This is a genomic window from Paenibacillus xylanivorans, from assembly GCF_001280595.1.
Lineage (GTDB): Bacteria > Bacillota > Bacilli > Paenibacillales > Paenibacillaceae > Paenibacillus > Paenibacillus xylanivorans.
Genome location: NZ_LITU01000081.1, coordinates 387,302 through 413,330, shown reverse-complemented (window position 1 = coordinate 413,330; position 26,029 = coordinate 387,302). Strand labels below are relative to the sequence as shown.

Annotated in this window: 28 protein-coding genes; all 28 read right to left on the bottom strand. The window is 45.2% G+C overall.

Annotation, left to right across the window (positions count from 1 at the left end):
* Positions 1-2: 2 nt before the first annotated feature.
* The 28 genes from AMS66_RS27645 to fliF all read right to left on the bottom strand — a co-directional run bounded on the left by AMS66_RS27645 (position 3) and on the right by fliF (position 25,929).
* Positions 3-500, bottom strand: coding sequence for a chemotaxis protein CheD (locus AMS66_RS27645; protein WP_024630236.1), 498 nt, complete (start codon positions 498-500; stop codon positions 3-5).
* Positions 493-1,086 (bottom strand): chemotaxis protein CheC, encoded by a 594-nt coding sequence (locus tag AMS66_RS27640; RefSeq protein ID WP_090807429.1) that lies wholly within the window; start codon positions 1,084-1,086, stop codon positions 493-495. The genes AMS66_RS27645 and AMS66_RS27640 overlap by 8 nt, the downstream gene beginning before the upstream one ends.
* Positions 1,087-1,123: 37 nt before the next feature.
* The gene (locus AMS66_RS27635) at positions 1,124-1,585 is read right to left on the bottom strand and encodes a chemotaxis protein CheW (protein WP_053783811.1); all 462 of its coding nucleotides are present in this window, start codon (positions 1,583-1,585) and stop codon (positions 1,124-1,126) included.
* A 42-nt stretch (positions 1,586-1,627) separates the two neighbouring features.
* Positions 1,628-3,703, bottom strand: a complete 2,076-nt coding sequence (locus AMS66_RS27630) for a chemotaxis protein CheA (protein ID WP_053783810.1) — start codon at positions 3,701-3,703, stop codon at positions 1,628-1,630.
* Positions 3,704-3,736: 33 nt separating this feature from the next.
* The gene (locus AMS66_RS27625) at positions 3,737-5,173 is read right to left on the bottom strand and encodes a chemotaxis protein CheB (protein WP_053783809.1); all 1,437 of its coding nucleotides are present in this window, start codon (positions 5,171-5,173) and stop codon (positions 3,737-3,739) included.
* Positions 5,174-5,206: 33 nt separating this feature from the next.
* Entirely contained in the window at positions 5,207-6,100 is an 894-nt protein-coding gene (locus AMS66_RS27620) for a MinD/ParA family protein (RefSeq protein WP_053783808.1), read from the bottom strand.
* Positions 6,097-7,464: a flagellar biosynthesis protein FlhF gene (gene flhF, locus AMS66_RS27615; RefSeq protein ID WP_053783807.1), complete on the bottom strand. Its 1,368-nt coding sequence runs from the start codon at positions 7,462-7,464 to the stop codon at positions 6,097-6,099. Before flhF ends, AMS66_RS27620 begins: the two co-directional genes overlap by 4 nt.
* Positions 7,461-9,494, bottom strand: a complete 2,034-nt coding sequence (gene flhA, locus AMS66_RS27610) for a flagellar biosynthesis protein FlhA (protein ID WP_053783806.1) — start codon at positions 9,492-9,494, stop codon at positions 7,461-7,463. The genes flhF and flhA overlap by 4 nt, the downstream gene beginning before the upstream one ends.
* Before the next feature lie 25 nt (positions 9,495-9,519).
* Entirely contained in the window at positions 9,520-10,602 is a 1,083-nt protein-coding gene (gene flhB, locus AMS66_RS27605; protein WP_029880928.1) for a flagellar biosynthesis protein FlhB, read from the bottom strand.
* Between the two features lie 23 nt (positions 10,603-10,625).
* The gene (gene fliR, locus AMS66_RS27600) at positions 10,626-11,414 is read right to left on the bottom strand and encodes a flagellar biosynthetic protein FliR (protein WP_053783805.1); all 789 of its coding nucleotides are present in this window, start codon (positions 11,412-11,414) and stop codon (positions 10,626-10,628) included.
* Positions 11,415-11,424: 10 nt separating this feature from the next.
* Positions 11,425-11,694 carry a flagellar biosynthesis protein FliQ gene (gene fliQ / locus AMS66_RS27595; protein WP_024630226.1) on the bottom strand — a complete coding sequence of 90 codons (270 nt, stop codon included), beginning with the start codon at positions 11,692-11,694 and terminating at the stop codon, positions 11,425-11,427.
* Positions 11,695-11,719: 25 nt separating this feature from the next.
* Positions 11,720-12,475, bottom strand: coding sequence for a flagellar type III secretion system pore protein FliP (gene fliP / locus AMS66_RS27590; protein ID WP_053783804.1), 756 nt, complete (start codon positions 12,473-12,475; stop codon positions 11,720-11,722).
* On the bottom strand, positions 12,472-13,008 hold the full coding sequence (locus AMS66_RS27585) for a flagellar biosynthetic protein FliO (protein ID WP_053783803.1): 537 nt from the start codon (positions 13,006-13,008) through the stop codon (positions 12,472-12,474). The genes fliP and AMS66_RS27585 overlap by 4 nt, the downstream gene beginning before the upstream one ends.
* An 11-nt stretch (positions 13,009-13,019) precedes the next feature.
* Positions 13,020-13,385 carry a response regulator gene (locus AMS66_RS27580; protein ID WP_017689175.1) on the bottom strand — a complete coding sequence of 122 codons (366 nt, stop codon included), beginning with the start codon at positions 13,383-13,385 and terminating at the stop codon, positions 13,020-13,022.
* Between the two features lie 28 nt (positions 13,386-13,413).
* Entirely contained in the window at positions 13,414-14,676 is a 1,263-nt protein-coding gene (fliY, locus tag AMS66_RS27575; RefSeq protein ID WP_053783802.1) for a flagellar motor switch phosphatase FliY, read from the bottom strand.
* Entirely contained in the window at positions 14,666-15,664 is a 999-nt protein-coding gene (gene fliM, locus AMS66_RS27570; RefSeq protein WP_024630222.1) for a flagellar motor switch protein FliM, read from the bottom strand. The genes fliY and fliM overlap by 11 nt, the downstream gene beginning before the upstream one ends.
* A gap of 39 nt (positions 15,665-15,703) precedes the next feature.
* Positions 15,704-16,162: a flagellar basal body-associated FliL family protein gene (locus tag AMS66_RS27565; RefSeq protein WP_053783801.1), complete on the bottom strand. Its 459-nt coding sequence runs from the start codon at positions 16,160-16,162 to the stop codon at positions 15,704-15,706.
* Positions 16,162-16,383: a flagellar FlbD family protein gene (locus tag AMS66_RS27560; RefSeq protein ID WP_024630220.1), complete on the bottom strand. Its 222-nt coding sequence runs from the start codon at positions 16,381-16,383 to the stop codon at positions 16,162-16,164. The genes AMS66_RS27565 and AMS66_RS27560 overlap by 1 nt, the downstream gene beginning before the upstream one ends.
* 66 nt (positions 16,384-16,449) lie before the next feature.
* On the bottom strand, positions 16,450-17,268 hold the full coding sequence (gene flgG, locus AMS66_RS27555) for a flagellar basal body rod protein FlgG (RefSeq protein WP_053783800.1): 819 nt from the start codon (positions 17,266-17,268) through the stop codon (positions 16,450-16,452).
* An 81-nt stretch (positions 17,269-17,349) separates the two neighbouring features.
* Positions 17,350-17,733, bottom strand: a complete 384-nt coding sequence (locus AMS66_RS27550) for a TIGR02530 family flagellar biosynthesis protein (protein WP_053783799.1) — start codon at positions 17,731-17,733, stop codon at positions 17,350-17,352.
* Positions 17,730-18,275, bottom strand: coding sequence for a flagellar hook capping FlgD N-terminal domain-containing protein (locus AMS66_RS27545; protein ID WP_053783798.1), 546 nt, complete (start codon positions 18,273-18,275; stop codon positions 17,730-17,732). Before AMS66_RS27545 ends, AMS66_RS27550 begins: the two co-directional genes overlap by 4 nt.
* 19 nt (positions 18,276-18,294) lie before the next feature.
* Complete coding sequence (locus tag AMS66_RS27540; RefSeq protein ID WP_053783797.1) at positions 18,295-19,674, bottom strand: flagellar hook-length control protein FliK; 1,380 nt, start codon at positions 19,672-19,674, stop codon at positions 18,295-18,297.
* Positions 19,675-19,716: 42 nt separating this feature from the next.
* Positions 19,717-20,652 carry a MotE family protein gene (locus AMS66_RS27535; protein WP_053783796.1) on the bottom strand — a complete coding sequence of 312 codons (936 nt, stop codon included), beginning with the start codon at positions 20,650-20,652 and terminating at the stop codon, positions 19,717-19,719.
* 42 nt (positions 20,653-20,694) lie between these two features.
* A complete protein-coding gene (gene fliJ / locus AMS66_RS27530; protein WP_053783795.1) occupies positions 20,695-21,147 on the bottom strand; it encodes a flagellar export protein FliJ in 453 nt (150 codons plus the stop codon).
* Positions 21,148-21,158: 11 nt separating this feature from the next.
* Entirely contained in the window at positions 21,159-22,478 is a 1,320-nt protein-coding gene (gene fliI, locus AMS66_RS27525) for a flagellar protein export ATPase FliI (RefSeq protein WP_053783794.1), read from the bottom strand.
* Positions 22,465-23,325 (bottom strand): FliH/SctL family protein, encoded by an 861-nt coding sequence (locus AMS66_RS27520; protein ID WP_053783793.1) that lies wholly within the window; start codon positions 23,323-23,325, stop codon positions 22,465-22,467. The genes fliI and AMS66_RS27520 overlap by 14 nt, the downstream gene beginning before the upstream one ends.
* On the bottom strand, positions 23,318-24,343 hold the full coding sequence (fliG, locus tag AMS66_RS27515; RefSeq protein ID WP_407944576.1) for a flagellar motor switch protein FliG: 1,026 nt from the start codon (positions 24,341-24,343) through the stop codon (positions 23,318-23,320). Before fliG ends, AMS66_RS27520 begins: the two co-directional genes overlap by 8 nt.
* Before the next feature lie 2 nt (positions 24,344-24,345).
* Positions 24,346-25,929: a flagellar basal-body MS-ring/collar protein FliF gene (gene fliF / locus AMS66_RS27510; RefSeq protein ID WP_053783940.1), complete on the bottom strand. Its 1,584-nt coding sequence runs from the start codon at positions 25,927-25,929 to the stop codon at positions 24,346-24,348.
* Between the last annotated feature and the right edge of the window lie 100 nt (positions 25,930-26,029).

Sequence of the window (26,029 nt, the reverse complement as noted above, 5' to 3'; positions counted from 1 at the left end):
TCTTATAGTTCCTTTACACCCATTTGGACACTTCGAATAGTCAAAAGTCCAGTTTCACAGTCCATTTCAATTGTTCGTCCATAATTCCCACCGGTATCTTCGGCAAGAAGTGGAATTCCAAGCTTTTCTAACCATTCCCGACAAGAATCCGCATTTCTCGGTCCGATACGCATCGTATCCCCTGCCCCCGAGAAGGCAAACATCTGAGACCCTCCAGCCATTTTGGACACAATACGTGAACGAGATGCACCGAGTTGTATCATTCTTTGTAGCAATTCCGGCAATGCCGTATCTGCATATTTGGCTTTGTTCAAAGTTCCTTCACGAGCAATCTCTGAAGTGGGGAGCATGACATGCGCCATTCCGGCAAGTTTCAAATGTGGATCATACATCGTTAATCCCACACAAGAGCCCAAGCCAGTCGTACGGATTACGCCGGGAAGATGAGCAATGTTCAAATCCGCCATACCGACTTTAACGACGCTTTTGTCTTCAATCATGATCCAGTGGCACCCCTAAAGATTCAAATATCTTAGCAAATGAAGGAGGATCCGGAATTAGGAAAAATTGACCCTCTACCTGATCTTCGCCTTCAAAGAAAGAAGTGTCAATCAATAATGCATCGTCGCCCATTTCACCAAACTGCAGCAGACCGTAACTCAAAATGGCTCCAGCCATATCAATAGCAAGTCCAGGAACGGTCGGATACATAGATAGTTTCGTAAAATCTGCTAAAGAAGAAAGGTACGAACCCGCCAAAATATTCCCGATTTCGGATAGAGCCGATTGTTCCATTTCCGTGAATGCAAGACCTTCCTTCAGATCAAAGCCGGCAAGCCGGTTCAGCAGCATTTTGGCAGCCTCAGGTGCCATCATAAAGAACAGATTGCCTGGTGCTTCGCCTTCAACACGAAGAAATACGGTAACAACAATACGTTCATCTCCGCCCACTTTTTCAGCAACTTCTTCAAAAGGAAGCATCTGTACTGTAGGTACACCCATGTCAATCGGTCTATTGAGAAGCTGAGACAACGCCGTTGCGGCGTTGCCTGCTCCAATGTTACCGACCTCTTTGAGCACATCCATTTGGAATCCCTCAAATCGGTTGAACAGTTCCACGGTGTTAGCCCTCAATACTTTCCAGCTGTACAATCTCGCTTTTATTTAATACTTCGTTGAGGTTAAGCATAATCAACAGACGCGCATCCTCCAGCTTGGCTACACCACGCAGGTATCTTGCTTTAACTCCACCAACCACTTCAGGCGGACTATCAATAGCATCACGCTTGATGTCAATAACATCATTGGCAGAGTCAACGATAAAGCCAACTTGCATGTCGTCCACACCTACAATGACAATACGTGTTTGATCGGTATATTCTGTTTCCGGCAAAGAGAATCGACCACGCAGGTCAATGACTGGAATAACAACACCACGTAAGTTAATAACTCCTTTTACAAAAGAGAAGGTCTTGGGAACACGGGTAATAGGCATCATGCGCTCAATAGTCTGAACCTTGTCTACCTCGATACCATACTCTTCGGAACCTAATTTAAAGACAATGACTTTCAACTCTTCTTCCATGGATAAAACCTCCCTATTAAATGTAAGACTTATCTTGTGTGCTTATTTAATAAACGCGTTAGGGTCAAGAATCAGAGCTACTTGTCCGTCTCCCAGAATTGTTGCTCCAGAGATCCCTTCAATGGAAGGAAGATAAGTACCCATCGATTTAAGAACAATCTCACTCTGTCCAATAAATTCTTCAACGGCTACAGCTGCAAGACGTTCACCTTTGCGAATGACCACGATTTCAGTTTCTTGTTCGTCCGCATCATTAAAATCAGGCACTCCGAAAACTTCGCTCAATGACAGGTACGGAATTAAAGACTCACGGAACGTGATCATTTTATTGCCATGAATGTTTCGGACCTGTTCACGCTGTACAATAGCTGTCTCCACAATAGAAGACAAAGGAACGGCATATTTCTCGGATCCAAGTCGCACAAGCATCGCAGCGATGATGGACAGGGTCAATGGTAGCTGAACAGAGAAGTTGGTGCCTTTACCCGGTGTCGAATGAATGGTTACATTACCACCAAGGGAAGTGATTTTGGATTTTACAACATCCAAGCCTACTCCACGGCCGGAGATATCCGAGATTTTATCTGCGGTACTGAAGCCTGGTGCAAACAACAGCTGGTTGACTTCATCATCGCTCATCTTGGCACCTTGTTCTTCGGTAACAACTCCACGTTTAACAGCTGTTCTCAACAGATTATCACGATAAATACCTTTACCATCATCTTCGATTTCAATAAACACATGATTTCCGCTATGGAAGGCGCGAAGGTTAACTGTTCCCAATTCCGGTTTACCTGCTGCCACACGCTCTGCGATCGATTCAACACCATGGTCAACAGCGTTACGCAGCAAATGCACCAGCGGATCACCAATCTCATCGATTACCGTCCGATCAAGTTCCGTTTCGGCACCTGTAATAACCAGATCAATCTTTTTGTCGAGTGTTTTAGCCAGATCACGAATCATACGTGGGAAACGGTTGAATACCGTATCCACAGGAACCATCCGCAATTTCAGTACAATATTTTGCAAATCTGTACTGACTCTGCTCAAATGAGCTACTGTATCTGATAAATCATTATTGCCCGTCTCGCTGGCCAACTGTTCCAGACGCGAACGATCGATCAGTAACTCGCTGAACAAGTTCATCAGTACATCCAGACGTTCTATATCCACACGAATGGTACGTGAAGGTGCAGCAGCTTGTTTAGGTGCAACAGTTTTGGTCACTACCGGTTTCTTTGGTTCCTCTTTCGATGAAGAATCCGGTTCCGGGGATGCGTCTACTGGAGCAGGAACAGGTGCAGCTTCCACTTCAGCTGTTGCCGCTGCCTGATTAGTCATTTGCTGAAGAGTTTCTTGATCCAGCTGAATGACTTTGGCACTTTCAATTTCAGAGATGCTCATAATGCCCTTTTCAAGTTCCTGCGCTTCTTTGGTCGTTATGTAATACAACGAAAAACTGCGCTCAAACTTCTCTTGCTCGATATCCTGAACTGTTGGGAACGATTTAACAATTTCACCTGAGCGTTCTAACAGATCGAAGACCATATATGCACGTACACCCTTTAGCTGGCTCTGCTCGCTGACAAGAACTTCAATATAGAGAACGCGGTGACCTTCAGCTATGGACTGATCCAATACGGAGTACTGGAATTCGTCCAGTTCAACCGCACTTGGTGTTACTGTACTTGATGATTGATTTACTGCAGCTGCTGGAGCAGTACTCCCCGTCCATTCACCACTCTCAATTGCTTGGAGAGAAGCCACGATGGAGGATACATCCGCTTTACCTTCTCCACCACCGGTAATATCCTGAACCATTGTTTCTAAAGCATCCAAACTCTTGAACAGGGTATCAAAAATGAAATCCTGCATTTTCAACTTTTCATTACGTACCAGATCCAGTACATTTTCCATTTTGTGCGTCAATGATGCCAAATCCTCAAAACCCATTGTAGCAGCCATACCCTTCAACGTATGAGCAGAGCGGAATATGACCTGAACAATTCCTAAATCCTCCGGACTGCCTTCGAGTTGAAGCATATTTTCGTTAAGGGACTGCAGATGATCATTAGACTCATCAATAAACATAGATAAATATTGATTCATGTCCATTGTGAGGCACCTCCTCCATGAGTTACACTCCGTTTATTTCACAGCTTGAACAAGTTTAGGCGCAATCTCCTGCAATGGCAGAAGATGCCGCACGCATTGCAGCTCTACAGCTGAACGCGGCATACCATACACAACACAAGTTTCTTCATTCTCCGCAAAGGTTGATGTGACACCCGCTTCATACAATTTTTTCATCATACGAGCGCCATCACTGCCCATCCCTGTCAGCAAAACCAGATGTCGTTGCAATGACGTGTACGGCAGTAGCGACTCAAACATCGTATCTACTGAAGGCCTGTGACCATTGACTGGTTCTTCCTCTGTCAGCTTTAGGTTGAACCTTCCGTCTGCCGTTTTGTTGACTTTGACATGAAAGCCGCCTGGAGCAATATAAGCTGTTCCTTTTCGTAGAACCATGCCTTCCTCAGCTTCAACCACATGCAGTTCACTGAACGTATTCAATCGCTGGGCAAGGGACCGGGTAAAATTAGGCGGCATGTGCTGAACAATAATGACTGGAGCCGGTAAATCACCTGGCAGTTGCTCCAGCAAAGTCTTGAGGGCCCTCGGTCCCCCAGTTGAACAACCAATAGCTACAAGTTTGTTAAATGATCCTTCCGGTCCTCCTGCTCCCTTATGAGATGCGTTTACCTTGGCAATATCCTTGGATGGTTCAGCTGCAGCTGTCTCCTGTTCTGCCAATCGAGATACATTGGACAAACGGTTTTCCTTGACAGGCTGCGTTGGCTTGTTCGCCTTTGCTAATTTGTCAGTGCTGGCATCCAAGACTCCATTTGCATCTCGCAAACGCTCCGGCTTTTTGTCCAGACGTCCATCATTCTGGTTCGTTAATGGAACAGTTGGCTGCTGCTTCGGTTTTGCTCGCAAGGGTTCGGTTTGTCCGCTGACAAGTCGTGTTCCTGACTGGGCAGGCTCTATCGTTTTCTTCAAAAGACCTTTGCGGTCTTGTAAAGATGGATCTACCTGAACTCGCTGGGGCTGATGCAACAGTTTGCTCTGCGCTTCATCCCGATTCTTCATGGATGCTTCACGATCGGCCTTTCGCTTGATTTCATTCATAGCTGCTCGCATCCGCTCAACCAGAGCTTTACCTACTTGGGCAATATCCTGATCATGCACAATCGATGGCTTACGAATAAAGTCAAACGCACCGGCCTCAAGTGCCATGATGGTCTCCTTCATGCCTTGTTCATTAATACCCGAGAGCATAATTACCGGAACGAAAGATTGCTTCATGATCGATTTTAATGCGTCCAATCCATTCATTTCAGGCATCTCAACGTCCATTGTGATGATATCGGGCTTCAAATCTATTGCTTTTTGAATGGCTTCTTTACCATTTGATGCTGTTGCCGTAACCTTAAACTCCGAATCTGCTTCAATTAAATCTGAAACAATTTTACGCATAAAAGCGGAATCATCGACAACCAATACTTGATACACCGCCATGTTGTTTCCACCCCTGTTTCCTTTATTCAGAAATCATGTTGTCCGCTTTAGCCACTTTTTCATAAAACCTCTGATTCCTGTCAAGGTTTCGGTTCCCGATCCCGGAGCAGCATGTGCAGCCAAATAGTGATGTGCGAGTTTCTCTATATCCCTGGAAGCTTTTGCATTCGGATATGCCAGACTGTATGGCACTTGCCTTTTAACTGCCTTTACAACTTGGGCATCTTCGGAAATGTATCCAAGCAGCGGGATATCGATCTGTAGAAATCTCTTTGCCACTCCAGCTATTTTATCCGCCACCCGTTCCGCCTCTTGCTGGTCTTCAACCCGGTTAACGATCATCCGAAAGGGTGTAGCATTTTCCTGGCCATGCATAACTTTGACTAAAGCATAAGCATCGGTTATTGAAGTTGGTTCAGGTGTGGTGATGATCAGGCATTCATCGGCTGCACCGATAAATTTCATGTTTTCTTTGGAAAGTCCTGCTCCTGTATCAAAAATGACATAGTCCATCTCCTGAGCAATCTCTTCAACTTGCCCAGCAAAAAACTCCAGATCTCGATCTGACAATGAGAACAATTCTTTCATCCCCGAACCTCCGGCGATATAAGGCAACCCGCTTGCACCAAGCTGTATGATTTCCTGTATGGATTTCTGTCGGTATAACAAATGGTACAGATTGTAGGGAGAAGAAGTTCCCATTAGAACATCGATATTAGCCATCCCTATATCTGCATCAAATACTAATACCTTTTGCCCCATTGCCTGTAAACTCAGTGCAAAGTTAAGTGTGAAATTGGATTTTCCAACCCCTCCCTTTCCACTGGCAACGGTTATGATTTTGGAGGAACGTGAATTATGCTCCCTTCCTTCCACTCCGCTAGGCATGGGGACCATACTTCTGAGTGAGGCTGCCTGGTCCTTCATCGTACAAGCTCTCCTAACAATTGTTTGGTCAGAGAATCCGCATCAGGCTTGAGCAGATCATCTGGCACATTTTGTCCGTTAGCCACATAAGCAAGTTTGAGTGGAAAACGGTGCAGTAGGTTAAACATCGGCCCACAGCTTCCGGTCTCGTCCATCTTCGTAAAAATGACCTTATCCAGCCCATATTTGCTGAAATGCTCCGTAATTTGAACCATATCAGCACTTTTGGAAGTCATGCTCATAACCAAAAAGGTTTCACTATTTTCCACAGGCGCGAGTAAGCTTTGCAGTTCTGAAACTAGCAACTCATTCCGGTAGTTTCTTCCGGCTGTATCCATAAAGATCAGATCACATTGCTCAAGACGGGAGATCGCACGCTGTGTGTCACCTGGGGATTGTACGACCTCAAGCGGGACATTTAAAATGGATGCGTACGTTCTTAGTTGTTCTACCGCTGAGATCCGATACGTATCTGAAGTGATGAATCCTACCTTCCGCTGTTTATTGAACATCTGTTCCGCAGCCAGCTTGGCAATCGTTGTTGTTTTACCAACGCCTGTTGGCCCAGCTACATATACAATACGTGTGGTCGGCAAAATACCTGCGTCGATACGTTTCTCCAAAAAATGAGAAATTTCCAATTGAACTGCTTGAACTGCTTCTACTTCACTTAAACCTTTTTCAGAAAGCACCGTCTGAACAACGTCAAACCATGATTCCCATACTTCTGGCCAAATGTCTTGCTCCATCAACCTTTCTCGAAGAGCATGAAGCTCCTCTGGTACCGGGTCTGCCGAAGCCCCTTGTTTAGACAACTTGGTCATCATCAGTTTGAGCTCCTGCAATTCAGACATCAGCTGGTCTTGCTGCGGATCGATCTCCTGCTTCTGCTGCCCACTGGCAGATGGTAAACCCGAAAAATCCGCCCCTTGCGGTCGCGGTTTATGCTCGATACTCAAAGAAGGTCTGCCGTTGCTCATGTCTGAACCGATTTCACTCAATTCAGACACAGCTGGGGCATCCATCGTTCTATCTTGCACAGTTTTGTCGGCTGTATTTACAGCTGATTCATCAGAAGCGGCGACAAACGAACGAGCCGTTTGTCGGTATGCTTCAGGTACAAATGCGCGAGGCACGGGTGTAAATTGGTTTTGCACTTGCTTTGTTACTTGCTTTGTTACTTGTTTTTTTTCTTCCTTATCTACTGCTGCTACAACTTCGATTCTTTTTTTGCGGAACATCCCCAGCACACCGCCCACCTTGATTTCCTTGGTGGACAGAATGACAGCATCCCTTCCCAGGTCTTTGCGAATTTGAAGCATAGCTTCGGGCATGGTCTCAACGACGTATTGTTTTACTCTCATAAGTTCACCACCCCGACACTTTGGATTTCAACATTCGGTTCCAACTCACTATAGGAAAGCACTGGTATATCCTGCATAGTGCGTTCGATCACCTGGCGCAGATACATACGAATGGTTGGAGAAGTTAATACAACAGGCTGCTGGCCAGACTGGATTAGACGATTGACTTGTTCAGTCAACTTTTGATATACACTCTGCGTTGAGGCTGGATCCAATGCAAGGTAACTGCCTTGATCGGATTGCTGTACACTCTCTGCAATTTTCTTCTCCAGACCAGGTCCAACAGTGATTACTCTAAGCGTCTCCCCTTTTTGAGAGAATTGCTGAGTAATCTGACGAGAGAGGGATTGTCTCACATATTCCGTCAGTACATCCGGGTCTTTGGTATACGTTCCATAGTCAGCCAATGTCTCGAAGATTGTAACCATATCACGAATGGAAACTTTCTCACGCAGCAACTTGGCGAGTACTTTCTGTATATCTCCTATAGAGAGAACGGATGGGATGAGTTCATCCACCAGCGCAGCATAATTCTCTCTGAGATTATCCACAAGTGCTTTAGTTTCTTGTCTACCAAGTAACTCATGCGCATGCTTCTTAATCAATTCAGTTAGATGTGTTGCTACAACCGAAGGAGGATCTACAACTGTATATCCTGCAAGTTCAGCTCTGTCTTTGGTTACTTCATCAATCCATAACGCTGGAAGTCCAAAGGCTGGCTCTGTCGTTTCGATCCCTGTTACAGACTCCTCTTCGTAACCCGGGCTCATCGCCAGATAATGATTTAACAACAGTTCCCCGCCGCCAACCACATTACCCTTAATTTTGATGACATATTCATTCGGTCTTAGTTGGATATTATCGCGAATCCGGATAACCGGGACGACTAGCCCCAGTTCAAGAGCACACTGCCTACGAATCATAATGATTCGATCCAATAAGTCCCCTCCCTGCTGATTGTCAGCCAAAGGGATCAGACCGTAACCAAATTCAAACTCGATAGGGTCAACCTGAAGCAAGTTGATTACACTCTCTGGACTTCTCACTTCTTCTATCTGCTGCTCCTCTTCCATTTGCTCCTCGGCCACTTGCTTCTGATTCAGATTGTTCTGCATCCTCCAACCCGAAAAAGCTAGCAAACCTGCAAGAGGCAACGTTGTAATAATATGGATCGGGGTGAAAAACCCGAGCATTGCTATTACAAAAGCTACAATATAAAGGAGCGTCGGGTATGTAAACAATTGCCCCGTAATGTCATCGGCCAAATTACCTTCCGATGATGCTCTTGTTACAATAAGACCTGCTGCTGTAGATATCAGGAGTGCAGGAATCTGACTTACCAGTCCATCCCCGATAGTTAATACGGAATAGGTGGACAGCGCATCAGCAAAAGCAAGACCATGTACTGTCATTCCGATGATAAAGCCGCCAATCAGATTGATTAGGAGAATAATGATACTCGCAATAGCGTCCCCTTTTACAAACTTACTCGCACCATCCATGGCTCCGTAAAAGTCCGCTTCACGTTCGATTTTGGAACGACGTTCACGCGCCTGCTGCTCATTGATCAGACCGGCATTCAAATCTGCGTCGATACTCATCTGCTTACCAGGCATCGCATCGAGGGTGAATCGTGCTGCTACTTCAGCTACACGCTCGGAACCCTTGGTTATAACGATAAATTGAACAACGACGAGAATTAGGAACACAATAAATCCGATTGCAATCTGTCCGCCGGCTATCCAGCTACCAAAGGTGGCTACAACAGATCCCGCGTTTCCTTGTCCCAGAATCAGTTTCGTTGTCGATATGTTGAGTGCTAATCGAAACAACGTCGTGATCAGCAACAATGCAGGAAAGATAGAAAATTGCAGTGCTTCTTTGCTGTTCATCGCAACAAGCAGTATCATCAGTGCAAGTGAGATATTGATGACAAGCAGCATGTCCAACAACCAGGTTGGGATCGGGAGAATCATCATCAACACGATGCCGATGATACCCGCAAGGACAGCTATATCTTTTGTTTTCAATGGATGTACGGCCTCCGATCCCCTGTTATTTCGTTCTGCCCTTTAATTTATATACATAAGCCAGCACTTCGGCTACCGCTTGAAACAAATCAGCCGGTATAGCGTCACCAATCTCGGCTCTCTGGAACAATGCCCGTGCCAGCGGCTTGTTTTCCATTGTAATGACACCGTGCTCTTTGGCAATTTCCTTAATGCGCAAGGCGACGTAATCCTGACCTTTGGCTATAATCTGCGGTGCTTCCATCTCAGACCCTTCATACTTAAGCGCTACGGCAAAGTGAGTTGGGTTGGTGATAATCACGTCCGCTTTGGGAACTTCCTGCATCATGCGCTGAACAGCCATACGACGCTGGCGCTCCCTGATTTTCCCTTTGATCAGTGGGTCACCTTCCATTTTTTTGTATTCGTCTTTGATGTCTTGTTTGGACATCCTAATGTTTTTCTCGTAATCATACTTCTGGTACATATAGTCGAGTACGGCAAGTACTAACAGGGCTACTGCAATCTTGATTCCCAAGTTTAAGGTGATTGAAGCAGCAAAATGCAGAATCGCATCCAATGAAAAATGTGACAATGAAGCAATATCTGACTGATAACCTGTGATCGTACTGTAAACCAGAAAGCCGATAATCGACATTTTCATAATGGATTTAGCAAACTCCACCAAAGAACGAAGAGAAAAAATGTTCTTGAACCCTTTAATCGGATCCAACTTTTCCAGTTTCGGCTTTAACCCCTCTCCTACAAGCAGGAAACCTACCTGCATGTAATTGACGATTAACGCAACAAGTACTGCACCAAGCAAAACAGGAGCAAGCAATAGCATCACCTCAATGCCATAACGCATCAATAAGGCTACGACATTCTCCCCGGTGACCTCCATACTCAGCCGATTAATGAAGATGTCAGTAAACAGTCGAACCATACGTTCTTTGTAAAAGTTACTGAACATCATCATGATCAAAAAGGTGAATAGGAGAATGGATGCGCCGGACAGCTCCATACTTTTGACAACCTGTCCTTTTTTTCGCGTATCCTGCCTCTTTTTCGGGGTCGCCTTCTCTGTTTTTTCCCCTGCGAACATCTGGAGGTCGAGTTGATATTTCATTCGAATCTTGTCCTCCGTTTCACTCAGCCCGGCCTTTGTCCAATGGTCCCAAGCAATTTTTCCATGGAGCTAAACATTACTTCGAACAATTGACTAAACACAAAGGCAAAACTGGGAACCAGCAAAAGCAAAATAGCAAGCCCAACGAGTACCTTAAGCGGCATTCCGACGGCAAATACATTAAATTGAGGAGCCGTCTTCGCCAAGAATCCCAATCCTACATCCGTCAAAAACAGGGCAACTACAATCGGTGCAGACATCTGAAAAGCCAACATAAAAGATTGACCTAATGTACGCACCAAAAATTCAGCAATACTTCCATCTGCCAATCGTAGATAGAATACGTTCGACAACGGAATCCAGCGATAACTGTATACAATGGCATCGAGCAGATAATGATGTCCGTTCATTGTCAGAAAGAGCAGTATAGCAAAGGCATATTTGAAGTTACCTGTAAGCGGTGCAGAAGCACCAGTCATTGGATCATATACGTTAGCCATACCAAAACCGATCTGAAGATCAATAAAGGTTCCTGCTGTCTGTATCGCGGTCATTAACAGATAAGCAACAAAGCCTAGGAGCAAGCCAATCAATATCTCTCGGATGACCAGCAGGATATAACTCAGATCCGTTGGTACAACCTGGTCTATGCCGTATACCATATACACAGTCAAGGTTACAAATGCCGATAAACCAATTTTAATAGAATTCGGCACATTCCGAGCGGAGAAGACAGGAGCAGTTACAAAAAATGATGCTATTCGACAAAACATAAGCAGAGCGACAGGAAAACTTTGCAACAATGTCTCCATCTGCAACAGCCTACCCTATGTATCTGTATAAATTATCGAGAATGTTATACGTGAAATCGACCAGTATATTCAATATCCAAGGACCAAACAAAAGTACTGCCAGAAGTACGGCAATGATTTTAGGTACAAAGGCCAGCGTTTGCTCCTGAATTTGAGTTGTTGCCTGAAACACACTGATAATGAGTCCTACAACCAGAGCTAGAATAAGCATGGGTGCGCTGGCCAGCAGTGAAGTATAGACCGCTTTCCCGGCCAGACCGATAATAAACTCCGAAGTCATGACCGTCCTCCTTTAATATTCCGGCTCAAGTGTTAAAACTCAGCAACAGTGACTTCACAACCAGATACCAGCCATCGACTAGTACAAATAGCAGTATTTTAAAAGGTAATGAGATCATGACAGGTGGAAGCATCATCATCCCCATAGCCATGAGTGTACTCGCCACTACAATGTCTATAACCAAGAATGGAATAAAGATCATGAATCCCATCTGGAATGCTGTCTTCAACTCACTGATTGCATATGCCGGTACCATCACAGTAATCGGAATATCCTGATATGTGCTGGGCTTTTCGGTTTGATTGTACTTCATAAACAGCAATAGGTCTTTCTCCCTGGTGTGGGAGAACATAAATTTCTTCATGGGATCCGCAGCTTTTTCCAACGCCTCGGTTTGTGTGATGTCTCCCTTGAGATAGGGCTGAAGCGCTACCTGATTGATGGACGACAACGTCGGTGACATAATGAAAAGTGTCAGAAAAAGTGCCAAACCGACCAGCACCTGATTGGGTGGCATTTGCTGCGTACCCAAGGATGTCCGCACAAAACCGAGAACGATAACAATCCGGGTAAAACTGGTCATCAGTACTAGCAAAGCTGGCGCTATACTAAGTACCGTGATCAACAGGATAATCGACAGTGAACTCGTGCTTGGTGTGCTCCCATCCCCGTTTCCAATTTGAATGTCAATATTCGGAATCGGTTCGGCAAAGGCAGCAGTGACGGAGGCCAGACTGAAGAGCCCTATGAAAAAACACGCTAACCAAATCTTTTTCTTCATGAATCCCTCGACCGATCTGTAGTATTGTCTTCTTCCAGAACCTTCTCCATCTTTTCTTTACGGTTAGGCATCTGCCGAAGTTTAGATTCAAACAGTTCGTGAAAAGAGGTTGTATCCTCAAGTTCCATTTCCCGCGGCGGTTCATCTTTGCGCAAGCGGGCTGCCAGCTTCGCAATGAGAGGCGAGAGGCTTCCCTGTTGTGCTGAAGCATCCCGTTCAAATGAATCAATGATTCGCTGTGCCTCTTCAAGATCCGAAACCTTATCCACCAGCTGTATGTCATCACCCACACCGAGTAGATAAACGCTACCGCCAATTTCTATAATTTGCAGCGACTTGTTTGGTCCCAGTCCGACTCCACCCAAAATACGAATTGTGCCGTTCCGGAACCATCGCTGATTCCGTTTGTTTAGAAAACGAATCAGATAGACTATAAGAACCAGAATGACGGCCAGGACAACAATCACCCATACAAGCTGAAAATAATAATTGACTCCCGCGCCTACATCATTTGGAATCTTATCCTGAGCCATCATCATGTCTCTTAAACGCCCAGCGTTTTGCTGATTGCTTCAATAACCCGGTCAGATTGGAACGGCTTCACGATGAAATCTTTGGCTCCGGCTTGAATTGCATCAATAACCATCGCTTGTTGACCCATCGCAGAGCACATAATCACTTTTGCGTTGGCATCAATTTTTTTGATTTCTTTCAATGCTGCAATACCATCCATCTCAGGCATGGTAATATCCATTGTGATCAGATCAGGACGAAGCTCCTTAAACTTCTCAATTGCTTGTGATCCATCCTGTGCTTCGCCAACGACCTCGTATCCGTTTTTGGACAAAATGTCCCGGATCATCATTCTCATAAATGCAGCGTCGTCCACGACTAAAATTCGGTTTGCCATCTTGATTCAAGTCCTCCCTAAATTGTGCTTATTGTAATTTCTGAATTCGGTCCCATTGGCTTACGATATCTATAACACGAACACCAAAGTTTTCGTCGATTACGACAACCTCACCTTTGGCAATCAATTTGTTATTTACCAAAATATCGACAGGTTCACCGGCCAGTTTGTCCAGCTCGACAATTGAACCTTGTGACAGTTCTAAAATATCCTTAATTTGCTTCTGGGTCCTTCCTAATTCTACGGTGACTTTAAGGGGAATGTCCATCAATAAATTCAAATTGTTTTCGTCTACCTGACCAAACGCCCCGTTTTGCAAATTGGCGAATTGAACCGGTTGTACGTTTACATTCCTGTTCGGCATACCCCCGTAATGCTGCGGCACACCATATGGTTGCTGCGGAGGCATGCTGTAAGGCTGCTGTGGCGGCATTCCTTGAGGCATCCCCATAGGAGCCTGTCCATATCCATTATAATCTTGAACAGGCGGTTGTTGCGCCTGTGGCGGCACCTGTTGCTGAACCGGAGGTTGCTGAGGGGCAACAGGTACTGCTGCTGGTGCTGGCTCAGGTGTTGACGCAACTGGCGCACTTGCAGTAGACTCTTGGGCGCCTCCAATCAACATCTCTACCATTTCTTTCGCAAAGTGTACTGGAAGCAGCTGCATGAGATTGGAATCGATCAGATCGCCAATTAACAGACGGAATGATACTTGAATCAACGTCTCATCTTCTGGAAGATTGCTGACTCCTTCACCACTTTCCATATTGAGAATATCAATTCCCGGAGGAGAAATATTCACGAAACGGTTAAAGATTGTGGACATGGATGTAGCTGACGAACCCATCATCTGATTCATCGCTTCCTGCACTGCACTGATATGGATTTCATTCAGTTCTTCATCGACCGGATTTCCTTCGCCACCAAGCATCAGATCGGCTATGACTTGAGCATCCCGTTTTTTGATGACTAGCGAGTTGATCCCTTCAAATCCATCTACATAATTCACATGGACTGCAACATGAGGCTTAGGAAATGCTTCATCAAACTGTGTCCGGCTAATGATGGACACCTTAGGTGTTGTAATATCTACTTTTAGGCCCAAAAGCGTGGACAAAGCTGTCGCTGCACTACCAAATGTAATGTTACCAATCTCTCCCAAGGCATCTTGTTCCAGCTCGGTCAAAAAATCATCAACTGTTTTCTCAGCCGGTTCCGAACTGTTCATCGATTCCGATTGTCTGAGCAAAGCATCGATTTCTTCTTGGGATAAATAATCCTTACTCGTCAAATTCTTCAACTCCTTCGGTGACAATCTTGTCTATTTGCACAGCCACACGATCCTTGATCGTTCCCGGGCTTCCCATATACTTCAGCCTGTCTCCAACTTTAATGGACAGTCCCTCATCAACGGGTTTGTTCAACGTAATGACATCGCCAACAGACAGACCCAGAAATTCAGCAATCGAAATCCTGGATTCTCCCAATTCCGCAACGACGGGCAATTTGGCTTTGTTCACACGCTCTTTAAGAGCATCATATTCTTCCGGAGCTCTCGTTTTTTTCTCCGAAACAAACCACTGATGAGTCGACAACCGGGACATAATAGGTTCAAGAACGACATGCGGGATACACAAATTGATCATGCCTGTGGTGTCACCGATTTTGGTACTCAGTGAGATCAAAGCAATGGTCTCATTGGGGGAAACAATCTGCATAAATTGCGGATTGGTCTCCAGCGCTTCCATCCTTGGAGAAATATCCAACACAGTCTTCCATGCTTCCTGCAAACTCTCAAACGCACGGCTGAAAATCCGCTCCATAATCGTCGTCTCAATTTCCGTCATCGATGCGATCTTTGTCGGTGCATTTCCTGTTCCGCCAAGCAGACGATCCAGCATTGCATAACCCACGTTGGGATGAACCTCCATCACCATCCGTCCCTGTAATGGCTCCGCCTCAAATATGTTCAATATCGTCATCTTCGGAATAGAACGGATAAACTCGTCATAAGGCAACTGTTCAACCTGAACGACATTGATCTGAACGAACGTCCGCAGTTGGGCTGAAAAATAAGTGGTGAGAAAGCGTGCAAAGTTTTCGTGAATACGGGTCAAGCTTCGAATATGATCTTTGGAAAAACGAACCGCCCGCTTAAAATCGTACGATCTAATTTTCTTTTGAGTTTCTTCCTTTTTCAATTCCTCAGCATCCATCTCACCAGAGGAAAGGGCAGCTAATAGGGCGTCAATCTCATTTTGTGATAATACATCCACCATGTTCTCACCCCCTTACAGATTTACAGCGTGTCCTGTTCATTACATTGGCGCCATCACAAAAGAAGAAAAATTAGTGCTGGTCAGCTTACCTTCTGGCAAAGCTTCATTAATGAGCTCGGTCAATTTTTTATTAAATTGAATACGACCTTTTGCTGTAGCCAGTTCATCAGACTTGGTATCCGCAAACGTCTGGATGATAATAGGCTTCACCGTGATTTCCTTGATTTTCTCAAAATCTTCTTTGGCTTTTTTGTCGGATAATTTGAAAGAAAAACTTACAACGACAATATGGTCTATATCAGCCAAATTGGTTTTAATTTCTCCAAGCTCTGAGGAAACTGCAACAATCTCATCCGCAGTCATCTTCTTCTCTGCAGCAGCTGCCGTATGTGTATCAAGCTTATTCCCGTTCTGTCCTTGCATAAATACAAACACAACCACCACAATGAGTGTTATAGCTAGCAAGCTTGTTGCAAGCCAAGGCAACATCTTTTTCATCAGGACTCCTCCGTTTGCTGCACTTTAATAGTGGCTGCCTGAACCCCGATTTCACGGTTGTAATCTTTAATTTTGGAAATGACTTCATCGGCCTTTTCAAGCACAATAAGTCTCTTTCCGGTTACCAGAGTAATATACGTGTCTGGTGTCTCTTCCACAATTTCAACCATCAGCGCATTTAACCACATGGGAGAACCATTTAACCGCGTAACCGAAATCATGCTAAGCCCCCTCGATCAGAGTGGAGGAGCAAGCTCCCCCACGCATTAAAAATTGCTAATCAGTTATTAACGTTTCAGGTTAACAACTTCCTGAAGCACTTCATCCGACGTTGTAATAATCCGTGAGTTCGCCTGGAATCCACGCTGAGCCACGATCATCTCTGTGAATTCACCAGTCAGATCTACGTTGGACATTTCAAGTTGTCCTGCAATAATTGAGCCTGTTCCATTCTCGGCATCATTTGCTGTTAAAGAAACAAGTGTGCCGTCAGGATTGGCATTGGCAGTCATCCGGTAAAGGTTACCCCCTATTTTTTCTAGGCCTTCAGGGTTGACCACTTTCCCAATCCCCAGTTGAGTTTCACTTTCGATTGTTCCATCAGCCATTGTCTGGTTAATCATACCGTTTTGGCCGATTGTAAAGGAAACGACATCATCAGCAATTGTGATTTGTTCCCCTTCACTGTCTAATACGAAAAGGCCGTCAGATGTAACCAGATTACGAGCCGCATCTACGTGAAAATCCCCAGCACGAGTTAGAAATGGAACCTCCTGATCTCCTCCCATGGAAACCAGAAAGAACCCATCTCCATTAATACGTAAATCTGTTGGATTGTTTGTTGTCATAGGACTTCCTGCAAGATGCAATGTGTCAATAGATCCTACAGTTACACCCAAACCGATTTGCTTCGCATTCACACCACCTGTTGGAGTATCCGTCGGTGCAGTCACCCCTGCAGTGGTCTGACTCATAATATCTTTGAACATGACACGGCTACCTTTAAAACCAACCGTATTCACGTTCGCAATATTATTACCGATTACATCCAGTTTCGTTTGAAAACCCCGCATCCCGGAAACGCCTGAGTACATTGATTTCAACATTTTTAAAAATCCTCCCAGTCTTAATTTGGTTACCGCGTCAGTCGGTCAGCGGCATTCCGGCTCCCGAGAAGGGCCAGCCGGTCAAGAAATGATTACAGCACTGTCAATCTGAGTGAATACATTATTTTTCATGCTTTCACTATCCATGGCTGTAACGACAGTGCGATTTTTGACATTAACGATAAGAGCCATATCTTTCATCAAAATCAAGGATTCCTTGGCTCCTTTGGCAGCAGCCTTATCCAGAGCAGTTTCAATCTGCTGCATCTGCTCAGTCTTGAGTTCAATACCACGCTGTTCCAATCTTTTGGCAGCATGATTACTCAATTTTAGAAGATTGTCTTCCAATACCTGTGCAAAAGGGCGTTCAGTTAAATTGGACGCTTCTCCCGTTTTGGAACGGTTAAGCAAATTGGGTGTAATTGGACCTGTGTACAGTTGGCCTACTGTTATCCGATCACTCATAACGTGTTTCCATTGTCTTCAGGCTGCGCTGATGGTTCTGGTTCCTTGCTTTCGTTCGTTACAGCTGAATCTGCAGCGTCCTGAACTGGAGTTTCATTTTCCTCAGCCAGTGTTGGATTGGTTACCTGAATAATTTCATCCAGTTTGATTTCGTCATTGCCCACTTTTGCGTACTGAACACCGTCTCGTACGATGATGGAATCCACAATACCTTGACGGAGGGTTCCGTTATCCTCTTTATTAGAAGAAAGCCAACTGATCTCGCGGCCAATCATGCCAGACACTGTCCCAAGAGACTGATTCAAAGTCTTGAGCTGAGACGAGATATTCACCAGTTGTTCTACCGAACTGAACTGAGCCATCTGAGCGATAAATTCCTTATCTTCCATTGGCTGCATCGGATCCTGATTTTGTAGCTGTGTGATCAATATTTTAAGAAACTGATCCTTGCCCAGCTCTTTTGTTGCAGCGCTTGTTGTAGCTCTATTCGCTGCCGAATAGTTAGGCCATGTATTATTGGTAGAAATCGCTTCATTAGCCATATTTTCACCTCATTTCTGTTTAAGCCTCTGCTGTAAACGTGTCTCTTCGCAGGTCATTTCCTTCTTCATGCTCACTGCGCCAGTTGCGTAATTCTTCTTGCAGAGTTGCTGTAGTTACAGCATCATCCGATTGTTCTTCACGTTCACGTGAGCGCCGTTGCTGCTGAGAATTACTTCCTGGCTGGCGTCCACCATCCTGGTACATTTGTGAACCAAGTGAGCTGTTCTGAGTAACCTCAAGTCGTTCCACTTGAATGCCTTGAGCTTGAAGCGAGCTACGCAGTTGCATCATTTGCTGTTCCAGCATGTCTTTCGCCATCGTATGCTCGGTCATAAAACGTGCAACCAGTTGTCCGTTTTGCAAAGTAATCTGTACATCCAGCTTACCCAGATGCTCCGGACGGAGGGAGATAGTCGCCTCCGAAAATCCCTTTTGCTGCACAATATCCAACTTATTCACAACAAACTCTGTCATCTCTTTTGCAAACTGGGATGCTTGCATGACAGGCTCAGCTGGTTTACCTGCTGATGTACCTGATGAACGTAGAGACAACTCTCCTGCCGTGATGATACTTGAATGATCCACTTCTCCAGCTTCATTTGCAGTAGGTGTTGAATCCGTATCAACTGTAACTTTAGTTTCAGTATTTGAAGCCGCCGCAACAAGAACTTGCGGTACCACGGAATCTTGCTTGGACGTTTGAACGGGATTGGTTGGAGCCACTTGCACCGCCTGATCCTTAGCCACCACTAATGTATCCAGAATGGATTTAAGTTCAGACCACCCTTTGTTAAGACTCGTATCAACGCCAGCGTCTTGCAGCTGACTTTGAAGAGATTGAAGCAGGTGCTTGAATTCTGGAGCATTCTTGGCAACTGTACTATCCGGCTCATTCATTCCAGAGATCAACTGTGTAAGCACATCCTGTAATACAAAACGCACTGCTGCAGGATGCTCCGCCAGATCAATTGCTGATGCTGCACTTCCCGCTTCAGTTGCGGGCTCTTCAGAACCTTCAACTTGAGTGCCTGAATTAGCATTTAATTGAGCGTACATCTGCTGAATCAGACTTTGTAAATCCCCTAGTAGTGACGGATCATTTTCCAAAGCTTCATCTAGCGAATCCAAATCTGCGAATAACGAACTCAAGATATCGATGATCGATGTTTGTTCTCCGTCTTCACTAGCTGCAAAGGTAAACATAAGCGGATTCGCTGTTAAGCTCCCTGCTGCAGCCGAGCTGTTCTCCGCCGTTGCACCACCATTCAATGATTGGGCAAGAGTTTGTAGAAAATCACCACTACCAGCAGTTGCACCTTTGGATCCAATTCCAGCTGTCTGAGCTGCTCCTGTTGTCTTGGCGGATGATGTGGATGTCATTTGATATACAATCGACATTTGTTTTCACCTCCTCTCCGTAGTAAACAGACGCTACTAATCTTACTTGTTACCCATTAATTTATTTAATATTTTTGCAGTTTCAACCGAGTTTTCAGTCGACATATTTTCAAGCAATTGAGAACGTGTAGCATCGTCAACAGAATTCAAAATGGTCAAGGTTTTGTCCGGACTCAGCTTATATGTTTCCAGCAACAGCTTCGCTCCACTTGAGGCCGACATGGAAGCAAACGTTTGACTGAGTTGATTTTTATCCAAATTTTTGGAATTAGTCGTAGACGCCGTAGATGTCGTTGCAGTCTCTTTCTTTAAGCGAGATTGCAGTGCATCCAGGGCCAGATCACCGGATGGTTTCGCATCCTTCATCATCATCGTGACATCAGCTGCTGTTTTGGGGTCCATCTTTTCCAACACCTTGGTTTGTGCAGCTGATTGCATTGCACTCAGAAGCAAAACCATCTCTTCATTCGTCATATTTTGCAAAATGGGTGCAGCCTTGCTGGGACTCATGTTCGCATACATCTTAGCTAAATCTTTAATCTGTTTCTGATAATCAGACTCGGTCTCTGGATTCTGCACAGCGGTTTCAGCAGCTTTTTCCGCATCATCCAATTTCTTTTGCAAATCAGTTGCTTTTTTGGCCTCAGTCGTTGTGGCTTCCTGTGCTGCCTTGAGCTCAGTTTCTTTTGCATTCACCTGTGCCTTAAGCTTTTCTATTGTCGCTTCTGCACTTTCAACCTGCTGCTCGCTCTTCTCCAGTTTCTTTTTCTCCGGATCTAGCACTGGATCAGGTACCCAGTCTTTCACGACAGGAATTTTGTTAGCTACTTCAAGCAGGTTGTTGCGAATATCTACATTAAATAGAGTGAGCAAAACACCCAACAAAACCACAGTGAACACAATTGGGATTGAAATCATCAAGAACTTCTCCCAACCGCCGCTCGACTCTTTTTCCATATCTGTGTCTTTAACAGCCATTGTTCATTCCTCCTTCACGAGACAACTTCGCGTCCGGCCACATCAATTCGCGCGTCCGGCTTTGGCAGCGAAGCGTACAGTAGCCATCTCGTCCAGATCGTTCTGTTCCCGGAGGAGCATCTCCTGCTGAAAATTGATCTTGGCCTTGTCTCTCGCCCCAAGCCATACTTTTTCGTCCATCATTTTGCCGTTCAGAAACGTCTGATTCCGTTGCACATTGACCTGAGCATGTCTGACATCACTACTTTTGCGTGAAATGCACTCGTCAAGGTGATGGACATACCGCTGCATCTCCTGAAGGCTGGATACAGAAGCACTACTTTCCGTAGCGGATTGAATGACATTAATCATTTCCTTTCTATCATTCAATAGTTGTAGAAGATGCTCTTCCTCCGTCTGAAGTTCCCCGATCGCTGTGGATAACATCCACTCCGCTTGCGTTTTTTCATTGCTTTTCAGGTCAACAACCTTCTGGAAATGATATCGAAATTTCATCGTTTACCCATTCATCTCCTTGCAAATTCAAGAATCAAACGTTCCTGTACTTCACTCAGCGTTACTTTTTCATCGACTTTCTGCCTCGTGAAATTCCATATGCTATCAATCTGGTCTATCGATTCATCGATGGCTGCATTTGAACCTCTTTGATAAGCCCCAATGTTGATTAAATCCTCTGATTCCTTGTACACAGCCATCAGTCTCTTCATATTATTAACGGCTTCCAGCTGTTCTTCAGGAGCAATATCCTTCATAACCCGACTAATGCTTGCAAGCACATCAATGGCAGGGAAATGGCCTTTATTCGCGATGGACCGGTTCAGTACAATATGACCATCCAATATACCTCTCACCGCATCTGCGATCGGTTCGTTCATATCATCCCCGTCGACAAGAACCGTGTAAAAAGCCGTAATCGAACCTGTGGGCCCAGTCCCCGCTCGCTCAAGCAACTTGGGTAAACTCGCAAAAACAGAAGGAGTGTAACCTCTCATTGCCGGAGGTTCTCCCACGGCAAGTCCCACTTCCCTCTGTGCCATGGCATAACGTGTAACGGAGTCCATCATCAACATGACATTCATGCCTCTGTCTCTAAAATACTCCGCAATCGTAGTTGCGATGACCGCGCCTTTGATACGAATCAGAGCAGGTTGATCAGAAGTAGCAACAATAACGACGGATCGTTCCAGCCCTTCCGGACCCAGATCCCGTTCAATAAAGTCACGAACCTCACGGCCCCGCTCACCCACCAAAGCAATTACATTGACGTCTGCTGCTGTATTGCGGGCAATCATGCCCATCAGTGTACTTTTACCAACACCCGATCCGGCAAATATGCCGACCCTCTGTCCTTTGCCCACCGTCAACAGCCCGTCAATGGCTCTCACACCTACACTCATCGTCTCAAGTACCCGTGGACGATCCATCGGATTCACAGGCGTATTGGATGTGGAGTACATCGGCATTCTGGAAGGCAACAAGGAACCATCTAAAGGTTGTCCCAATCCATCTAACACCTTACCAAGCAATTCTGATCCAACCTGAACCCCAAGTGGTTTACCCGTTCCAACCACATCACATCCAGGACCAATGGATTGAAGTTCACCGAGTGGCATGAGCAATACTTTGTTATCCCTAAACCCGACAACCTCTGCCTGAAGTGGCTTGGCAGATTTTCCGGGGTAGATGTAACATACATCACCAATGCTAGCATCCGGACCTTCAGACTCAACCATAAGACCAATGACCTGTGTGACCTTACCATTAATGCGAACGGGATCAAATTGCTTGAGATGTTCCATGTATCTCTGTGAGCTAAGAATCTTCATGTTGATTTTTTCGCCCCTCATCCTCAAGTGCTATGCGGATCAGTTCTTTTTTAATTTCAGCGAGCTGGGTATCAATTCTGGCATCTACGCTTCCAAACGACGACCGTATAACACATCCCTTGTCTTTTACCGTAGCATCAGGCAAAATCTGCAATTCTGCCTGAGAGTCAATTGCCATAGCCAACTCTTCACGTGCGGCTTGTACAAAAGCAAATTGATCAGGCGCCACACATAAGGTGATCATCCCCTGTTCACGTTTGCGAGACAAACTCTGACGAATCAGTTCAATCGTATGTTCTGGTTCAACCGAGAGTTGTTTGTCGATCACTTTCTCAGCGATACCACAGGCGAGATCCACAAGGAAAGGCTCTGCTTCCTGAATAATCTGCTCTTTGGCAACATAAGCTTCTTCAAGCACCCCACGGGCTTCCTTCATCATCTCTTCGATCTTCACCTGGAGATCCAGTTCAGCATGTACTTTGCCTTCTTCAAAACCCTGCTGGAAACCTTGTGAACGAAGCGCTTCAGTCAGATGTTCATCCTGCTGACGCTGCTCCTGCCACCAGCTATCAATCTGTTCACGGGCTTCTTGAAGCAATCGCTCCGCTTCCTCCGAAGCTTCACGTACCTGCTTTTCTGCAAACTCCTTGGCATCCTCCAGCATCTCCGCGGTAAGACGTTGTGTTTCTTCGTCCACGCGTGCCTGAAGCATCTCAGCTTCGGAACCTTCAGCACGTTCACCATCTATCTCCGCATCAGACTGCGGTCCACCATAATGATGATGATTTTCGAGTCGTTTGCGGTCATCAACCGGTACATACTGGAAAGATTTAATCAAATTAGACAATGATATCATCTCCTCCACCGCGAGCGATAATGATCTCACCGGCTTCTTCCAATCTACGGATCGTTCCTACGATACGAGTTTGAGCTTCCTCAACATCACGCAACCGAACAGGTCCCATGAATTCCATCTCTTCCTTGAATGTCTCGGACATCCGTTTCGACATATTTCGGAATACAGCATCCCGTACTTCTTCGCTTGCCACTTTGAGTGCCAACTGCAAATCTGCGTTGTCGATATCCCGGATAATACGCTGGATCGAACGATCGTCCACATTGACGATATCTTCGAATACAAACATGCGTTTTTTGATTTCTTCTGCAAGTTCCGGATCTTGTATTTCCAACGAATCGAGAATGGTACGTTCCGTACCACGGTCGACGCCGTTCAAGATTTGAACGATGGATTCGATACCACCCGCATTTGTATAATCCTGCGTAACAGTTGAAGATAATTTCTGTTCGAGCACCCGCTCCACTTGAGAAATGACTTCCGGAGAAGTACTGTCCATAACAGCAACTCTGCGTGCTACATCGGCCTGCTTCTCTTGTGGTAACGAGGACAAGATCGCTGCTGCCTGCTCAAATTGCAGATACGATAATACCAGAGCAATCGTTTGCGGGCTTTCGTTCTGAATAAAGTTCAATATTTGATTCGGATCCGCCTTACGCGCAAAGTCAAATGGTCTAACTTGCAGCGTAGCCGTCAAACGGTTAATAACTTCAAGTGCTTTTTGCGACCCGAGTGCTTTCTCCAGAATTTCTCTCGCGTACGTAATACCACCCTGAGAGATATATTCCTGTGCCAGACAGATCTGGTGAAACTCAGACATAATCATATCTTTTTCGGAAGCATCCACTTTGCGAACATTGGCAATTTCCAACGTCAGTTGTTCGATCTCCTCATCACGCAAATGTTTGAAGATTTGCGCGGATACTTCCGGACCTAATGTAATCAACAAAATTGCTGCTTTTTGTCTTCCAGTCAGACCTTGACTGCTTGCCTTCGCCAATGCGTTCACCTCTATTCGTCAGCCAGCCACGTACGCAGCAGATTGACGAATTCGTCTGGCTTTTTCTTTGCCAAACTCTCCAATTGTTTGCGCACTTGACTTTCGTTCGTTACACTGTCCAACGTAATGGACGGAAACTCTGTTGCTACCGGAAGAGGAATGTCCTCTTCTTCTATTTCGTTTTGCTTGCGACGACGGCGTACTAACAAAATAACAACCGCTGCAATCAGTGCTGCCACCAGTGCTCCTATGCCCCACATCATTCCGGTGGAAAGCTGGAAACCAGTATTTGTTGCCGCAGCAGTCTGGAAACCTTGAGACATTACCGAAACTTTTTTGGCCAAATCTGCGTCACTTATTACAGTGCCTGAGTCCGCCAATGATGCACGAACAATGTTAACCAAAATATTTTCAATTGCATCCTGAACCGGTGCTTGTAATTCTGTTTGTCCTGCCGGTGGTTCAACCGCGACGTTAATGGTTAAATCTTTTACAGTATATGGACTGGAAACGATATCTTTAACAATTCGGTTGACATCGTAGTTTTTAGTGCTGGATGTTTCTTCCGAGGTTGAGTTGCCTGATGCATCCGATGATGGATAACCCGGAACTTCCTCTTGACCTGTGCCAGCAACACCGCCTGTCGGATTGCTTGCCCCAGTGTAACTCTTTTGAATCTCTTGCACACTGATCTCGATGCCTTTCATATTATCTACATCGACCGGTGTAACCAGGTTTTCTTTCCGCGTTTCCTTGTCAAAATTAAGCTTGGAAGCAACCAAAACATTGACGTTCTCGTCACCGACAATCTGGGAAAGAAATTGTTTCACGTTATTGCGAACATCATTTTCGAATTTCTTCTGTAACGCCATATTTTCCTGGACCTCAGAAGATAATCCTCCGCTACCCCCTCGGGCCGTTGGAATCAGTTCCGCTTCATCCGTGTTCGTAATTGTTATGTTTTCAATAGGTAGATTGGGGATAGCAGTCTTGACCAAATTAAAATATCCATCTACCGCAGCCTGATTGGGGTGATAACCTGGTTTAAATTGCAGGGCCACCGATGCTGATGCTTTATCCTGTTCTTCCAGGCCAGCAAAGATATTATCTTTTGGCATATTGACCAGTACTTTAGCATCCTGTATGCCTTGCATCCGTTGAAGCAACTGCTCCACTTCTCCGTTCAATGCATTGTTATACTTCACATCGAACTCTTTATCCGTCATCCCGATGGGAGACGATGACTCCTCGAATGACTTATATCCTAATGAACCATTCTGAATAATTCCTTGTGATCCGATATTTACTTTTGCAATAGCAACATCCGTGCTCGGTACAGATATGGTCTTGCCGTCTGCACTTAATTTGTATGGAATACTGGATGAATCAAGATAATTAATGACGCCTGCAGAGTCACTTGCATTCAAATCCGTGAAAGCAACTTCATATTCCGTCTTTGACAATTGCATGGTTAGTACGAGTGCAGCCAAAATTAAAAACAGGAAAGTGGAAATAAATAATACTTTTTGCTTTTTGCTAAAACTATTCCAATACTGGGATGCCTTATCCCTGTACTGGGCAATTCTCTCATTCACTCTGTCACCCCATCCGAAACTTTGCTTGGTCTGTCCTTCCGCAATCTCTATCAATTCTAAAGGATTAACGGTCAGGAGCAGCATCGCAGCTGCTTGTTGT

Coding starts and splice junctions, on each gene's coding strand:
- AMS66_RS27645 (WP_024630236.1), bottom strand. CDS start 500: ATGATTGAAGACAAAAGCGTCGTTAAAGTCGGTATGGCGGATTTGAAC.
- AMS66_RS27640 (WP_090807429.1), bottom strand. CDS start 1,086: ATGGATGTGCTCAAAGAGGTCGGTAACATTGGAGCAGGCAACGCCGCA.
- AMS66_RS27635 (WP_053783811.1), bottom strand. CDS start 1,585: ATGGAAGAAGAGTTGAAAGTCATTGTCTTTAAATTAGGTTCCGAAGAG.
- AMS66_RS27630 (WP_053783810.1), bottom strand. CDS start 3,703: ATGGACATGAATCAATATTTATCTATGTTTATTGATGAGTCTAATGAT.
- AMS66_RS27625 (WP_053783809.1), bottom strand. CDS start 5,173: ATGGCGGTGTATCAAGTATTGGTTGTCGATGATTCCGCTTTTATGCGT.
- AMS66_RS27620 (WP_053783808.1), bottom strand. CDS start 6,100: ATGAAGGACCAGGCAGCCTCACTCAGAAGTATGGTCCCCATGCCTAGC.
- flhF (WP_053783807.1), bottom strand. CDS start 7,464: ATGAGAGTAAAACAATACGTCGTTGAGACCATGCCCGAAGCTATGCTT.
- flhB (WP_029880928.1), bottom strand. CDS start 10,602: ATGAAATATCAACTCGACCTCCAGATGTTCGCAGGGGAAAAAACAGAG.
- fliR (WP_053783805.1), bottom strand. CDS start 11,414: ATGGAGACATTGTTGCAAAGTTTTCCTGTCGCTCTGCTTATGTTTTGT.
- fliQ (WP_024630226.1), bottom strand. CDS start 11,694: ATGACTTCGGAGTTTATTATCGGTCTGGCCGGGAAAGCGGTCTATACT.
- fliP (WP_053783804.1), bottom strand. CDS start 12,475: ATGAAGAAAAAGATTTGGTTAGCGTGTTTTTTCATAGGGCTCTTCAGT.
- AMS66_RS27585 (WP_053783803.1), bottom strand. CDS start 13,008: ATGGCTCAGGATAAGATTCCAAATGATGTAGGCGCGGGAGTCAATTAT.
- AMS66_RS27580 (WP_017689175.1), bottom strand. CDS start 13,385: ATGGCAAACCGAATTTTAGTCGTGGACGACGCTGCATTTATGAGAATG.
- fliM (WP_024630222.1), bottom strand. CDS start 15,664: ATGGTGGATGTATTATCACAAAATGAGATTGACGCCCTATTAGCTGCC.
- AMS66_RS27565 (WP_053783801.1), bottom strand. CDS start 16,162: ATGAAAAAGATGTTGCCTTGGCTTGCAACAAGCTTGCTAGCTATAACA.
- AMS66_RS27560 (WP_024630220.1), bottom strand. CDS start 16,383: ATGATTTCGGTTACGCGGTTAAATGGTTCTCCCATGTGGTTAAATGCG.
- flgG (WP_053783800.1), bottom strand. CDS start 17,268: ATGTTGAAATCAATGTACTCAGGCGTTTCCGGGATGCGGGGTTTTCAA.
- AMS66_RS27550 (WP_053783799.1), bottom strand. CDS start 17,733: ATGAGTGATCGGATAACAGTAGGCCAACTGTACACAGGTCCAATTACA.
- AMS66_RS27545 (WP_053783798.1), bottom strand. CDS start 18,275: ATGGCTAATGAAGCGATTTCTACCAATAATACATGGCCTAACTATTCG.
- AMS66_RS27540 (WP_053783797.1), bottom strand. CDS start 19,674: ATGTCGATTGTATATCAAATGACATCCACATCATCCGCCAAGACAACA.
- AMS66_RS27535 (WP_053783796.1), bottom strand. CDS start 20,652: ATGGCTGTTAAAGACACAGATATGGAAAAAGAGTCGAGCGGCGGTTGG.
- fliJ (WP_053783795.1), bottom strand. CDS start 21,147: ATGAAATTTCGATATCATTTCCAGAAGGTTGTTGACCTGAAAAGCAAT.
- fliI (WP_053783794.1), bottom strand. CDS start 22,478: ATGAAGATTCTTAGCTCACAGAGATACATGGAACATCTCAAGCAATTT.